The organism is Halopseudomonas oceani (assembly GCF_963677335.1).
Taxonomy (GTDB): Bacteria; Pseudomonadota; Gammaproteobacteria; order Pseudomonadales; family Pseudomonadaceae; genus Halopseudomonas; species Halopseudomonas oceani.
In genome coordinates, this window is the sequence record NZ_OY781932.1 from 1966920 (window position 1) to 1981311 (window position 14392).

General features: G+C 58.0%; 11 protein-coding genes. 4 read left to right on the forward strand and 7 right to left on the reverse strand.

What is annotated here, in order from left to right; all coding sequences use genetic code 11:
• Position 1: 1 nt before the first annotated feature.
• The 7 genes from ACKPCU_RS09195 to ACKPCU_RS09225 form a co-directional block, all read right to left on the reverse strand.
• Positions 2–2095: a YjbH domain-containing protein gene (locus ACKPCU_RS09195; RefSeq protein ID WP_321351808.1), complete on the reverse strand. Its 2094-nt coding sequence runs from the start codon at positions 2093–2095 to the stop codon at positions 2–4.
• Positions 2096–2117: 22 nt separating this feature from the next.
• A complete protein-coding gene (locus ACKPCU_RS09200) occupies positions 2118–2837 on the reverse strand; it encodes a capsule biosynthesis GfcC family protein (protein WP_321351593.1) in 720 nt (239 codons plus the stop codon).
• Between the two features lie 53 nt (positions 2838–2890).
• Positions 2891–3547, reverse strand: coding sequence for a YjbF family lipoprotein (locus tag ACKPCU_RS09205; RefSeq protein ID WP_321351594.1), 657 nt, complete (start codon positions 3545–3547; stop codon positions 2891–2893).
• A gap of 11 nt (positions 3548–3558) precedes the next feature.
• A complete protein-coding gene (locus ACKPCU_RS09210) occupies positions 3559–4677 on the reverse strand; it encodes a polysaccharide biosynthesis/export family protein (RefSeq protein ID WP_321351596.1) in 1119 nt (372 codons plus the stop codon).
• Positions 4678–4772: 95 nt separating this feature from the next.
• Positions 4773–5087, reverse strand: a complete 315-nt coding sequence (locus ACKPCU_RS09215; RefSeq protein ID WP_321351598.1) for a hypothetical protein — start codon at positions 5085–5087, stop codon at positions 4773–4775.
• An 80-nt stretch (positions 5088–5167) separates the two neighbouring features.
• On the reverse strand, positions 5168–7390 hold the full coding sequence (locus tag ACKPCU_RS09220) for a polysaccharide biosynthesis tyrosine autokinase (RefSeq protein ID WP_321351600.1): 2223 nt from the start codon (positions 7388–7390) through the stop codon (positions 5168–5170).
• A gap of 46 nt (positions 7391–7436) precedes the next feature.
• Positions 7437–7871: a low molecular weight protein-tyrosine-phosphatase gene (locus ACKPCU_RS09225; protein ID WP_321351601.1), complete on the reverse strand. Its 435-nt coding sequence runs from the start codon at positions 7869–7871 to the stop codon at positions 7437–7439.
• A 397-nt stretch (positions 7872–8268) separates the two neighbouring features.
• On the opposite strand from ACKPCU_RS09225, the gene ACKPCU_RS09230 reads away from it, so the two are divergent.
• From ACKPCU_RS09230 to ACKPCU_RS09245, 4 genes are all read left to right on the forward strand, one after another.
• Positions 8269–9705 carry an MBL fold metallo-hydrolase gene (locus ACKPCU_RS09230; RefSeq protein ID WP_321351603.1) on the forward strand — a complete coding sequence of 479 codons (1437 nt, stop codon included), beginning with the start codon at positions 8269–8271 and terminating at the stop codon, positions 9703–9705.
• A 359-nt stretch (positions 9706–10064) separates the two neighbouring features.
• Positions 10065–11894 (forward strand): glutamine--fructose-6-phosphate transaminase (isomerizing), encoded by a 1830-nt coding sequence (gene glmS, locus ACKPCU_RS09235; protein ID WP_321351605.1) that lies wholly within the window; start codon positions 10065–10067, stop codon positions 11892–11894.
• A 92-nt stretch (positions 11895–11986) separates the two neighbouring features.
• Positions 11987–13264 (forward strand): Vi polysaccharide biosynthesis UDP-N-acetylglucosamine C-6 dehydrogenase TviB, encoded by a 1278-nt coding sequence (tviB, locus tag ACKPCU_RS09240; RefSeq protein ID WP_321351609.1) that lies wholly within the window; start codon positions 11987–11989, stop codon positions 13262–13264.
• Positions 13265–13342: 78 nt separating this feature from the next.
• Positions 13343–14365: an NAD-dependent epimerase/dehydratase family protein gene (locus ACKPCU_RS09245; RefSeq protein WP_321351611.1), complete on the forward strand. Its 1023-nt coding sequence runs from the start codon at positions 13343–13345 to the stop codon at positions 14363–14365.
• Positions 14366–14392: the final 27 nt, after the last annotated feature.

Genomic DNA, 14392 nt, shown 5'->3' on the forward strand with positions numbered 1-14392 from the left:
ATCAACGCGACAGGTTCTGGAAGCTGTTGTCGAACAGATCCAGATCCCGTTCCTCGGTCAGCTGGTACAGCTCATAGTTGCGCCAGAGCTTGGCGCCACCGTCCCGGGTCAACGGGTTCCAGGCCAGGTTGGCGACGGACTTGGTTGAGCCAAGGAAGAACACATCGAACGGTATTTGAATGTAAACACCCTTGTCGAAACTACCCTCGCCGAACTCTTCCTTGGAGACGTCGGTCATGGTCGCCCAGCCGCCCATTACAACGCCGTTGCGGAAGCGTCGAGACAGGTCGATGGTGCCGCCGATGTCACCCGCCAGATAACGTCCGACGCTGCCCTTGATCAAGACGTCGTGGAAGCCGGTTCGCAGGTAACCAGTGATGTGGCCGGTCAGCGTCGAATAGTCGCGGAAACTGAATTCCTGTGCGTAGCCACGCTGCTTGACCCAGTTGACGTCGACACCGACCGCCCAGTCGACGCCGTGCGGCCGATACAGCACTTCACCGCCCAGGCCGCCGTACATGTCTTCCAGCAGACCCGCGTAGGCCATGCCGAACCAGTCGCGGTTGATCTGTTCGGTCTGCGTGTACTGCAGCCGGTTTAGCTGTACGTCTGAGGTAGTGAGGTACTGGCGCAGATCGGTCCGTACGCGCGGCAGGTTACTCGGGCCGTCGTATTCGAACTGGTCATAGTTGTTGAGCAGGTTAATGCCCACGGTGCCGTCGAGCCACTTGTTACGGTCAAAATAGAACTGGGCATTGGCGCGCAACAGGAACTGGTACAGGATGAAATTGTCTGGGCCGCCGACGTTCTGACGATAGCCGAGCGCCAGGCCTGCGTTGAACCGGTCAAGCTCTTCAGCATAGACCTCTTCGGTTTCCTGTCTCGACGGAACGGCGTTGACCATGTGATAGCGCAAGGCACGCTGATCGGCTTCAAACTGCTCATACTGGCGCAGGGTTTCTGCGTTGACGCTGGTTTGATTCAACGCCATGCCATAGGGCTTGTGTACCAGCGTATACCAGTCGTACGTGCCTTCACCTAGGCTGTTATCCAGCACCCGGGCTGCACGGCTCATACCTTCGGCGTCGCTTCGGTAGGTGGTCTGTTCGCCGGTAATGATGACTTCATCATCCTTGACCGCGATGCTTTCAACCTTGATGCCCGCATTAGCGCTCAAACGATCGCTGATATTGGCCCAATCGACGTTAGCGCCTCTTACGCCAGCCGGTAGTGCACGGCGAGCTTCTGGCTCGGGATCGAGCACTTTTGGTGGGCGTTGTATTGTCCGCAGGTTGGTGTGCATCGTGATACCGAACATGGCGGTATTGCCGCGCTCCCAGCCCACAGTGACATCTGCCCAGTCAGCCAGGCTGTACAGAACGCCCACGTTGATGGGGGAGTCCTGCTCCTGGTTGTTCTGAAAAGGCTCGGATTTGTAATCGTTGCCATCAAGTTCCACTTTCAGCCGCAGGTCATCCCAGGGTGTCTGGTATTCCACGCCGCCAAAAATGCCGGGGCGGCCGCTGAAGTAGCTGCTAGTGTTCAACGTACCGCCCGGGTCGTCGTTTGTGGCGCGATCATTGAAGCTGTCACTGATGACCGACAGCGGGTTGCCGAAATCGCCCCTGTTGCCGATATAACCCCAGGCCACACCCAAGCTGAAGTCAAGGTCGTAGAAGCGCTTGTTGGCGACGACAAATTCGCTGGAGAACAGCCCGGTACCACCAACGTCCCTGAAGCCGAGGGCCACTTGAGGCAGCCAGCGGCTTTCTTGCCAGAGTCGAAACTTGGCGTCGATTGCCTTGTCTTTCAGGCTCTGGTTGCTGAAACCTTCGCTACCGTAACTGATGTTATTTACATCAATGTAGCGGATGGTGCTTTCCAGCCAGGGCAGTGGCTGTACCGAAATGCTGTAGCGGGTGTAAGGCGAGGTGTGGTTTGCGGTAAAGCTGAATTCGCCCTCTGGTGCCATTCGGGCAGTGGGCGTCTGCAGTAAGCCAACGCCGCCATAATTGTGCTGGGTGGCGCGGTAGCGCGGATTCTCGTCGGCCAGAGCGCAGGAGGCGCTAGCGGCCACCAACGGCAGCGCGGACATGGTAACCAGGCGAAGAAGCGTTTTACTCATCTGCGGCAGTCGCCTCTAGGCCGGTGTACTGGGTTGCAAGCAGTGCTGCCATTTCATCGTTGAAATCATTGCCGCTCTCACCAAACAGGGCGGGATGAAAGGGTACGTAAAGCGTACCGCCTGTCGCCAGCCAGCCATCGTCGCTGTTCCAGGACGCGACGCCGAGTCGCTGCACCGTGCTATCGGGCTGAATCAGATAGACATAGTCACGGTCAGCAGCCCAGTGACGTGGGCAGCTGTCCAGGTAGGCGGCTGCGGGCTGTGCCGGGACAAACGCCGTTACGCATTCCTCAATTACCGCACCGGTCAGACGGATGGTGGATGACCGGGTTGGGTACACAATATGGTCGCCAGGCTCCAGCAGCGGGTTGTACGCAAGCAATCGTTGCTTCAACGGGTTCATCTCGGCTTTGATACGGCCGGTGGTAACTATTCGAGTTACCTGCTGCAGCTGGCGCTCGAGCAGTGCGGTCAGCGATGGATCCTCTACACGGCCTGCGTTAACACGCGCCGTGTGAAGGTCAAAAAGCACACCGGCCTTGAGTTTGCGTTGCTCTTGGCGCGCGCTTTGGCGTAGCAGTGCGGCACCGAGCGGCCAGGCATCCGCCGTTGGCTTGACGGTCGTTGTCAGGTCAAGCAGGCGCAGATCATCGCGCCAAAGGTAACGTCCGGGAGAGGCGACGGCGCCTTCAATCAGCAGCTCTTGAGCCATGACTGGTCCGGTACACAGAACGCCGGCCAGGAGTGCGGTAATCAGATGACGTTTCAAGGCTGTTCACCCTGGGCTGGCTGATAGCTAAACAGCATATCCATAGTCAGCATTCCGGGGGCGGGTTGCTGAATGCTGCGGCGCACTCTGCCCGTCGCGGGGGCAACCCAGTAATAGTTGGTTGTCTCGAAGTCGAGATCGGGCATGCGCACATGCTCGTCGATGCGTTGGTATGGCTGCCCGGGTTCCGAGGCGAACTGCTCAAGCGGGCCGCGATAGTAGGTCGCGATCTGCTGCAGGCCGGTCTGGTAGGTCAGCGGCAGATCGACCGAGCGCACCACTTCGGTGCCGTCGGCGACGGTAAGCAGTCCCTGCACAAAGGGGTCGTCCTGGTTCAGAGGTGCGTTAACGTCCGTTTCCAAGCCCACCAGTTGGGTGATTCGTCCGTATTGGGTTTCGAGCTGCTCGGTCAGGCCGTACCACTGGACAACACCGCTGCTGCCTGCGGGGGCAACGTACAAACCTTCTGCGCGGCCAGCCGCGATAAACAGCGTATCAGCCTCGGGATTGTTGATTTGCTCAGGCGAGATGCGGTTGAGTTTACCGTCAGCCAAAACCTGGAAGGTGGCTACCGAGTCAGCCGTCAGCGAATTGCAGGCCGCCAAGGGCAAGGCAGCAAGCAGCAGTAAGCCTGAACGCAGAAAAGGGCTCACGGTCAGGCCTTTCAGTTGTCGTTACGCAGATCATCGTAGTCACTGCCCACCCGAACGGCGGTACCAAGAATGTTGGCGCTGGGGAACAGCTGGCTGACAAAGCGGTTCCAGCGGGTGATACCCGCTGCACCAACGAACACAACGTCCTGTGGGCGCATTTCAAACTGGTCAGCCAGGATGAATGCTGACGGCGATTGGGCGTTGAGCTGGAAAATGGTGGCTTTCTCGGTTTCCAGGTTCTCCACGCCACGGATGACGTAGACTTCGCGGCCGCTGGAGGTCGCCGGTGAGGGGCCGCCGACGGTGGCCAGCACTTCGCTGAGTGTCATGCGACTGGTGCTGTAGGACAGCGCAGCTGGGCGCGCTACTTCACCCATAACGAATACCTTGCGGGCATCGTTCAGGCCCATATGGAGCTTGTCGCCAGCCTTGAGGTAGATGCTACCCACCTCACTCGGGTGGCTGGTGAGGTAGTCATAGTCGAGGGTGTATATCTGCCCGTCACGGATCAGGCTCAAGTGCGACAGGTCAGCGCGCTTGCTATCGATGCCGGCCTCGCCAACCGCCTGCAATAATGTGAGTGGCTGCGAGGTAATGGAACGGAAACCGGGCTGCATAAAGGCCCCGCTCAGGGTGACCTTTTGGCTGTTATAGCCAATGATATTGATGTCGACCTGAGGCTGTTCAATATAGCGCGACAGGCGCTGGGTAATGACCTTGCGCAGCTCTTCCTGGGTCATGCCGGCGACCTGCACGCTGCCAATAAACGGATAGAAGAGCGTGCCATCGTCCCGCACAACACGGGCGTTGGCTTCGGTAGCCTGTTGCTGGCCGCCCGGCACGGTCAGTTCCGGGTGATCCCAGACGGTAATGAACAGACCGTCGTTCGGGCCAAGGCGATAGTTGTCCGGCGCGTAATCAAGCAGTGCGGCTGGAACCGTGCGATTAGGCTGTACGGCCTGCTCCTGAATCAACACCTTGGGGGTGATCTGTACCATTTGAACCAAGCTTTCCTCGGCAGAGTCTTCGGTCAGCAACCGGTCCGTATCCATGTGCATGCCGGGGGAGAACATGCAGGCTTGCAGAAACAGGGCTGAGAGGCTCAGTGCAGCGAGAGGAAGGCGATTCATAGGTTTTGATCTTATTCGCATTGTTAACGGGAGATAACAAAAAAGCCATCTGATAGGAGCGTTCAGATGGCTTCGAGTGGCTCGAAGGCCGATGCTTAGTTGGTACCGGTAGTGCCAGTAGTACCAGTGTTACCACCTCCGCTACCGCCTTGGCTAAGTGCGGCGCCTGCGCCCGCAGCAGCAGCACCAATAACGGCTATTTTGCCTTTGGTGAGACCGCCTCTAGCCTGGCCAACAGTGGTGGGGGCAGAGGGGATCTCCCCTACACGGTTTATACCGTTTTCTTGGCCTGGAGCTGGGGATTCAACAATATTCGAGTGGTCAGCGTCATTACCAAGGGACATGCCAAAGGACACTCCAGACGCCAGCAGCAGGGTGCTGGCAACGATAGCAATAGTTTGTTTCTTCATGTCAATAACTCCCTGTACCTTAAATGGTAGGTTTTGCCCGATTATACGCAAGCACTCCCTTAATGGAAGGGCCGATTGTGTTACTTGCGGTCAGATTTATATTCGTACTGATAATAGCCGTAATTGCCGTAGCCGTAGGCGGAGGCCTTCTTCTCTACTGCATTGAAGATAGCACCTTTAATTTCGACACCGTTATTGCGGAAGCGTTGCAGGGTTTGTTCCACTTCTTTTACTGGGTTCAGGCCAAAGCGGGACACAATCAGGCTGGTGCCAGCCAAGCGGCCGACCAGTGCAGCGTCAGTCACGGCCAAAATCGGCGGAGTATCGACAATCACTAGGTCATACATACCACTCAGTTGTTTCAGCAGTGATTCAAAGTTCACGTGCATCAGCAGCTCTGACGGATTCGGCGGAATCATGCCACGGGGGATGAAGTGCAGGTTCGGCACCTCGCTCTTGTGCAGCACATCCGCCAGTGTGTGTGTGCTGACCAGCAGATTGGACAAGCCCGGTTCGGCCGGCAGGCTCATTAGCTTGTGGGCGTAGCCCTTGCGCATATCGCCGTCGATCAGCACCACTTTCTGCCCTGCCTGGGCGACGATGGCGGCCAAATTGGTCGAAATAAACGACTTGCCTACGCTCGGGCTCGGGCCGGAGATCATCAGCACGTTGTTGCGTGCTTCCATCATGGCGAAATGCAGGCTGGTGCGCAGGCTGCGCAATGCTTCAATCGACAGGTCTGCCGGGTTGGTGGCGGCCAGCAATTGCGAATTGTGGGAGACCGTTTTGCCCTTGGCGTTGCGTTCGATCTGTTGCTGATCCTTGCTGAACGGCACAGAGGCATAGACTGGCAGGCCGATCTGTTCGAGCAGCTCCGGGTTTTCGATGCCGCGGTTGAGCGCATGGCGCAGCAGCGCGATGGCAACGCCCAGCATGGCCCCAAGCAGCGTGGCGAGAGCCACGATCAGGGCTTTCTTCGGTTTGACCGGCTGGCTGGTATCGACCACGGCGTTATCGATAATGCGGACATTGCCGACGGTGCCTGCACGCACCACATCCAGCTCCTGCGAGGTGTTGAGCATGGCGGTGTAGATTTCGGTGCTGACCTTAACGTCGCGCGACAGGCGCAGCAGCTCTTGCTGGGTGGCAGGCAGGTCGCCGACGCGGTCAACCAACTGCTTGCGACGGCTGTTCAACTGGTTCAGCTGTTCCATCAGGGCTTGGTAGCTAGGGTGCTGGCGGGTAAAACGGCGTTCCATTTCCGAGCGTTTGAGTTGCAGTTCGGAGATGGAGGTGTCCAGCTCCACCACTTGATCCAGGACTGCCTGGGTCTCGAGCGTAATGTCTACCGAGCCGGATTTTGCTTGGTACGTATTCAGTGCCTGCTCGGCGGCTTCCAGTTGGCGGCGGACGGTAGGCAGCTGGTCTTTCAGAAAGTCCAGGCTCTGCTGAGCTTCTGCGGACTTGCGTTCGACGTTCTGCAGCACATACAGACGGCTGACTTCGTCGAGGATGCGAGCGGCGGCAGCTGGATGCGGGCTTTCAAGGTTCAGCAGCAGAATGCCGGAATCTCGACCTTTCTCGCTGACTGCAATATCGCGTTGGTACTTCAGCGTGGTACTTAGACTGTTGCGCTTGATCAGCAGGAATTCGGTGCCCGGGTTAGCCGTCAGCCGGGCAATCTGGATGCGGAAGCCGTGCTCTTCTATCTGCGTGCCGACTTGCCCCTGCACCAGCAGCTCGTTGTCGTCATTGAGCAGCGAGAACTGGCCTTGCTCACCAGCGCGCAAAATGAGCTGTTTGCCCTCGTAGGCGCCAGGCACCTCCAGCTGGAATACCTCGAGCGCTTCACCGCCCCAGGCGTAGCTATTCATACCCAGCAGTGGCGATGCAACCGGCTGTTGCTCGGTCGGCGTATAGCGACGATAGAAGAACGAACCAATTACCGGCATGAGCTTGGGCTCTGCCACCACGTCGAGTTTGAGGTTCTCAACGGTTTGACCGATCACCTTGCGTGACTTCAACAGCTCGATTTCGGTCGCTGCCGCGCTGGTGCCGGCAAACATGTCGGCTGCGCCAGCGTCGCCCAGCAGCCCGCCCAGGCCGCCTGACTTTTCCTCTATCTGGATGACTGCGTCGGCCCGGTAAATCGGAGTCGCGAGCAGCGCATAGGCAATGCCTGCAAAGGCAAAGCCCAGCGTGCAGATAATGATAGTCAGCTTGTGATCGATAAGCGCACCTAGCAGGGCCAGCAGGTCGATCTCATCTTGGCTGTTTGGTGCGGCGGGGGTGCTGTTCTGCATCAACAATCAGGTTCCGTGACAGAGTGAGGCTAAGGGTGTGGAGCGTTTAAAGATAGCGCAACCAGGCATCAGTCGCTTTATCCATAATCTTGAATACGTGTTCGAATGCGGGCAACTGCTGGCGGTAGGGGTCGGGCACCTCTGCATTGTCCAGCCACTTGCCCAGCAACAGCGCTTTGCCGCGCGCCTCGGGGGCCAGGCTGTGAATCTTCTGCAGGTGGCGCGACTCCATGGCCAGGATCAGGTCTGCCTCGTGCAGCATGGCAGGCGTCAACTGACGAGCCTGGTGGTCCGGCAAGGCAAGGCCCGCTGCCGCCATGACCTGGGCTGCAGAGCTGTCTACCGGCTTGCCAACCAGCGCGCCCAAGCCAGCCGAGCTGACGGCAATGCCCTTGCTGGCCAGTTTGCGCTGCAACAGCGCCTCTGCCGTGGGGCTGCGGCAGATATTGCCGACGCAGACAACCAGAATTTTCTTGATCATGCGGTTCGCAAGCCTTTGCCAATACTCGAGGCGTCATTGCTTGGGTGGCGTCCTGACGCCGCCATCGCCCACCCGGTTTGGTGGGCATGATAGCAGCTGCAGCGCGGATGGAAACTGCCAATGCTGTAAATCTGACGCCATTGATCCTGCTCGCCAGAGCGGGCGAAGGGCCGCCGTGATCGTTTGCGTGACTGCACATCCAGCATGAACGCCCGGTATGCGCGGTGTTCAGAAGGGAGGTGGCCGCAGGTTGCTGCGTTTGTTGGGTATTCAGGTGGCGACGAACGCAATCTGCGCCAATGGTCGACTTGCGCCGCTGGATGCGGACTGGTTCACCCTTGTGATTGATCTGCTGGCGTACGCTGTGGCCCCAAAAACGGGCAAAGGGAGTTTGCTAATGCGTGCTGAGCGCTATCCGTGGGTGCAGCATCATGGCGCGGTTGATGGTGTCACCGGGTCTTGTCACCAGTTGTGGATGACCGAGACCGACAGTTTGTTGATTGATTGCGGGCTGTTCCAGGGGGCTGAAGCCTCTGGTGGTGGCGCAGGGCAGGACCGGCTGGCTATCGAATTTGCACTCGACACCGTGCATGCCTTGCTGGTGACGCATGTGCATGTTGACCACGTTGGACGCTTACCCTGGCTACTCGCGGCGGGCTTTCGGCAGCAGATTCATGCCACTGAGGCATCTGCTGTGTTGTTGCCGGTGGTGCTTGAAGATGCCTTCAAGGTTGGAGTGCGGCCAGATGCGGCCCTCGCATCGCAGTATGTGGGCGCGGTCAAGAGTCAGTTGCTCGGCCACCCCTATGGATGCTGGGTGCCGATACTTATCCGCGAGGATATTCACTGTCGGGTTCGATTTCAGCCTGCTGGGCATATTCTCGGCTCGGCCTACGTTGAGCTCGACCTGTGGTACCCGACGGAGCAACGCAGGCGACGGGTGGTGTTCTCGGGGGATCTCGGCGCTGCTGGTGCGCCATTGCTGGACCCGCCCCATGCGCCTGAATCTGCCGACCTGCTGGTGCTGGAGAGCACCTACGGGGATCGCCTGCACGAAGACCGACATAGCCGTCGGGCGCGCCTGCAAGGGGTGCTGGAGCGGGCGCTGGCCGACGGCGGTACCGTCATTGTGCCTGCTTTCAGTATTGGTCGTACGCAGGAACTGTTGTACGAGCTGGAGGGCATCATGCACGACGCGCCGGCTTGGCGACGCATCCCTGTCATCCTCGACGCTCCTCTGGCAGGGCGCTTTACGGCGCTTTATCGGGAGCTGCGCGAGAGCTGGAGTGCGCAGGCCCGTGAGCGAGCCGAGAGCGGTCGACGCCCTTTGGGTTTCGAGCAGTTGCTCAAGGTCGAAACCCATGCCCAGCACCAGCGCATGGTCAACCGTCTGGCCACCACCCTGCAGCCAGCGGTGGTCATCACCGGCAGTGGCATGTGTAACGCGGGGCGCGTAGTCAATTACCTGAAATCCATGCTGGGCGAGCCGCGACACAACGTGTTGTTTGTTGGTTATCAGGCCAAAGGGACGCCCGGCCATGCCATTCAGAAATATGGGGAGCAGGGTGGCTATGTGGAGCTGGAAGGGCAGCGTTATTTCATTCGGGCGGGGGTGCATTCGTTAGGCGGGTACTCTGCCCACGCCGATCAGGCGGGGCTGGTTGAGTTTGCCACAGGCATTGCCGGTGGTGCTGGCAGGGTCGTGCTGGTGCATGGTGATCAGCAGGCCAAGTCGGTATTGGCAGACACGCTGCGGACGGCCATCCAGGCGCGTGGCTGGCAGACAGAGATTGTGGTCGCCGGGCAGGAGCGCGGCGGGGAGCGCTTGTCGTAAAAAAACGCTCAATTAGTGCATTTGCATTATTGCCGTAGCGCCGAACCTGATTGTTAGAATTCCGGCGTATGACTGCGTCAAAAAGTTGCTTGCCTGCCCTTTCTTCGGCTCGGTATCATCCCCGGGCTTTTGCTTATGGTGGGTGGCGAAGAGCCATCTAAGAGCCATCTGTTTTTAGCTGTTAAAGACGCATGCTAGACGTGTTCAGCCGGTTTTCGGGTGTGAGCCAGTCGTGGTTTTCAGGTTTTGTCTGCGCTGTTTGATCGTTGCAGCTGAACCAAGCGGCGGTGCCTTGCTCGAACGGCCGATGACTACTGCCCCGCAGGGGGCGCGAGTCGTGCAAAAGGAATATTGATGGTATGTGTGGAATCGTTGGTGGCATCGCCTCTCGAAATGTAACGCCCATTTTGCTCGAAGGGCTGCGCCGGCTGGAATACCGTGGTTATGACTCTGCGGGTGTCGCTGTCGTCGGCCTGCCTGGTCTCGTTGAGCGTGTCCGCTCGGTCGGCAAGGTGGCTGAGCTTGAGCAACAGCTCCAGTACTCTGCGCTCAGCGGGTCGCTGGGCATCGCCCATACCCGTTGGGCGACGCACGGTAAGGCGACTGAGAAAAATGCCCACCCGCATTTGTCTGACCGTCTGGCGGTGGTGCATAACGGCATCATCGAGAATCATCAGCCCTTGCGCCTGCGCCTGCAGGAGCTCGGATATGTCTTTGCCTCGGAGACCGATACCGAGGTGGTCGCGCACCTGCTTGGGCATCATTACAGCCGCCAACAGGATATGCTCAGTGCGCTGCGCTGCACGCTCTCTGAACTGCATGGCGCCTTTGCCCTTGGCATCATTCATCAGGATGAACCCGACACCCTGTATTGTGCCCGCATGGGCAGCCCGCTGGTCATTGGTGTGGGCAGCGGTGAGCACTTTATCGGCTCCGACCCGCTGGCGCTGCTGCAGGTGACGGACCGCTTCATCTATATGCAGGAAGGCGAGCACGCCCGCCTGAGCCTAAACGACTGCCAGATATGGAACCGACAGAACCAGCCGGTTCACTATGCGGCACAGCAATATCAACATGCTGCGCTGAGCATGGACAAAGGCGAGTACCCGCACTTCATGCTCAAGGAAATTCATGAGCAGCCGGGCGCTATCGCCGACACCCTCGACGGTTTGCTGGCGGAAGATCATGTGCTCACCGCTGCGCTTGGGCCCGGCGCGGAAGGCAAGCTGGCGGATATCCGTAACATTCATATCGTTGCTTGCGGCACCAGTTATCACGCAGGCCTGGTGGCGCGCTATTGGCTGGAAGAGCAGACCGGCCTGCCATGTCAGGTTGAAGTGGCCAGTGAGTATCGCTATCGGCAGGTATGCGTGCCGGAAGGTACCTTGCTGATTGCCATCTCCCAGTCTGGCGAGACGGCTGACACCCTGGCCGCCATGCGCTACGCGCGCGAGCAGCGCTACCTGGGTACGCTGGCTATCTGTAACGTGCCCGGCAGCTCGCTGGTACGAGAGGCAGACTGGCGGCTGCTGACCCACGCAGGGCCAGAGATTGGCGTTGCCTCTACCAAAGCCTTCACCACTCAGTTGACGGCATTGCTCTGGCTCACCACTGCGTTGGCCCAGGTTCGCGACCGTGCCCCAGAGATGATTGCGGCGAACGTTCGCGCCCTGCGCAGCTTGCCTGCGCGCATTCGTGAGGTGCTGGAGCTCGACCCTGCGATTGCGCAACTGGCCGAACAGTTTCAGGCCAAGCATCATGCGCTGTTTCTCGGGCGTGGTTGCCACTATCCGATTGCGATGGAAGGTGCCCTCAAGCTCAAGGAAATCTCCTATATTCATGCCGAAGCCTACGCGGCCGGCGAGCTGAAGCATGGCCCGTTGGCGCTGGTAGATGAGGACATGCCGGTGGTCAGTGTTGCGCCCAGCGACAGCCTGCTGGAAAAGCTCAAATCCAATCTGCAGGAAGTGCGAGCCCGCGGCGGCCAGCTGATCAACTTCGCCTGCGAACGCGCAGTGCTGGATGAAGGCGAGGGCATCACCCATATCGGTATGCCCTGGGTGTACGAAACTGTTTCTCCGGTTCTGTATACCATCCCGTTACAGCTACTCAGTTACCATGTCGCCCTGATCAAGGGCACCGATGTGGATAAGCCTCGGAATCTGGCCAAATCGGTCACGGTGGAGTAATTCAATTGCACCGTTGGTCGCGCCAGTGTGGGTGCAGCCAACGGTGCATCGACTCTTCTTCTATATATAGTCAACGCAATACGGATAACAGCATGCACAAACTGGAAGACATCAAACTCGCGATCATTGGCCTCGGCTACGTTGGTTTGCCGCTCGCGGTCGAGTTTGGTAAACAGCGCCCGGTTATTGGCTTTGATATCAACCAGGCGCGTATCGATGCGCTGCGCGCAGGCCATGACAGCACGCTGGAAGTCTCTGATCAGGAACTGCAGGAGGCTGCGCACCTTTCGTACACAGCTGACACAGCCGACCTTGAAGGTGCCAACGTCTATATTGTCACCGTGCCGACGCCTATCGATGAGCACAAGCAACCGGATCTAACGCCACTGCGCAAGGCATCTGAGACTATCGGTAAGACCCTCAAACGGGGCGATATCGTCGTCTACGAGTCTACCGTCTACCCAGGAGCGACCGAGGAGGAGTGTATTCCCGTCCTTGAGCGGGTGTCGGGTTTGACCTTCAATAAAGACTTTTTTGCCGGTTACAGCCCGGAACGCATCAACCCGGGTGATAAACAACACCGGGTTACCACCATCAAGAAGGTCACGTCGGGTTCTACCCCCGAGGTGGCAGACCTGATTGATGCGCTTTATAACCAGGTGATCACGGCTGGCACGCACAAGGCCACCAGCATCAAGGTGGCAGAAGCGGCCAAGGTGATCGAAAACACCCAGCGCGACCTGAACATTGCTCTGATCAACGAGCTGGCGGTGATCTTCAACAAAATGGGCATTGATACCGAAGCGGTACTTCAGGCAGCCGGAACCAAATGGAACTTTCTGCCGTTCCGCCCCGGTCTGGTAGGCGGTCACTGCATCGGCGTGGACCCGTATTACCTCACCCACAAAGCGCAAGCCATTGGCTATCACCCCGAGATCATTCTGGCTGGCCGCCGTCTTAACGACAGCATGGGAGCTTACGTCGCATCCCAACTGGTCAAGGGCATGCTGAAAAAGCGTATTCATGTCGAGGGGGCTCGTGTGCTGATTATGGGCTTTACCTTCAAAGAAAACTGCCCTGACCTGCGCAACACCAAGGTGATCGATATCGTGCGCGAACTGGCCGAGTACGGTATCGCGGTCGATGTGTACGACCCCTGGGTATCGGCAGAAGAGGCGCAGCACGAGTACGGCATTAGCCCGATTGCCAAGCCTCAGCCCGGGGCCTACGACGGCGTTGTGCTGGCGGTTGCGCACCAGCAGTTTGCGGCCATGAGCGAGCAGGATTTCCGCCAGTTGGGCAAGGCACAGCATGTGCTCTACGACCTCAAGTACGTGCTGCCAGAGGGTCAATCTGACCTGCGCCTGTAAGCGCTACCTTTTAGCTGAATTCAAAGGCCGGTTCGCTCAATGATCGAGCTGGCTTAATCGTTTTTACGGAACCACACCATGACCCGCTATGAAGAACTGCAGCAATCTTTGCCCAAAGATCCGAAAGTCTGGCTCGTCACCGGTGTCGCCGGATTTATCGGCTCCAACCTGCTGGAAACCCTGCTCAAACTGGATCAGACCGTCATTGGCCTGGATAACTTTGCCACCGGTCACCAGCACAACCTGGACGAAGTGCAAAGCCTGGTGACTGCGGATCAATGGGCGCGCTTCCGCCTTATCGAAGGGGACATCCGCAACCTGGATGACTGCCGCAAGGTGTGTGAAGGCGTGAACTACGTCCTGCACCAAGCCGCGCTTGGCTCGGTACCGCGCTCCATCAATGATCCGATCACCACTAACGCCACCAACATCGACGGTTTCTTGAATATGTTGGTCGCCGCCCGCGACGCCAAGGTAGACAGTTTTACCTATGCAGCAAGCAGCTCCACCTACGGCGACCATCCAGGATTGCCCAAGGTAGAAGGCGTTATTGGAAAGCCGTTGTCGCCTTATGCAGTGACCAAGTACGTGAACGAGCTGTATGCCGACGTATTCGCCAAAACCTACGGCTTCAACACCATCGGGCTGCGTTACTTCAATGTATTTGGCAAGCGCCAGGACCCTGATGGGGCCTATGCTGCGGTGATTCCGAAATGGATATCCGCAATAATTAAGGGCGAGGAAGTTCAGATTAATGGTGATGGTGAAACAAGTCGTGATTTCTGCTATGTGGAAAATGTGATCCAAGCCAATTTGCTTGCTGCGATAGTTGGAGAAAAAACAGCAGCTTCATCGGTTTATAATGTTGCTGTTGGAGACAGGACAAGCTTGAATGAGCTTGTTTCAGAGATAGAAGCAGCTTTGCACGATCAGGGGCTTAAAGTCGTTGTCAATCTACGGTATGCCGAGTTCAGGGCGGGGGATGTTAGGCACTCTCAGGCAAGTATAGAAAAGGCAAGAATTGAACTTGGGTATGATCCGGTTTTTGTTGTAAGGGATGGCCTAAGAAAAGCAATCGCTTGGTACGTTTCTGCTAATTAATTTTTAGCATGAGTTTCGGGGTAATTA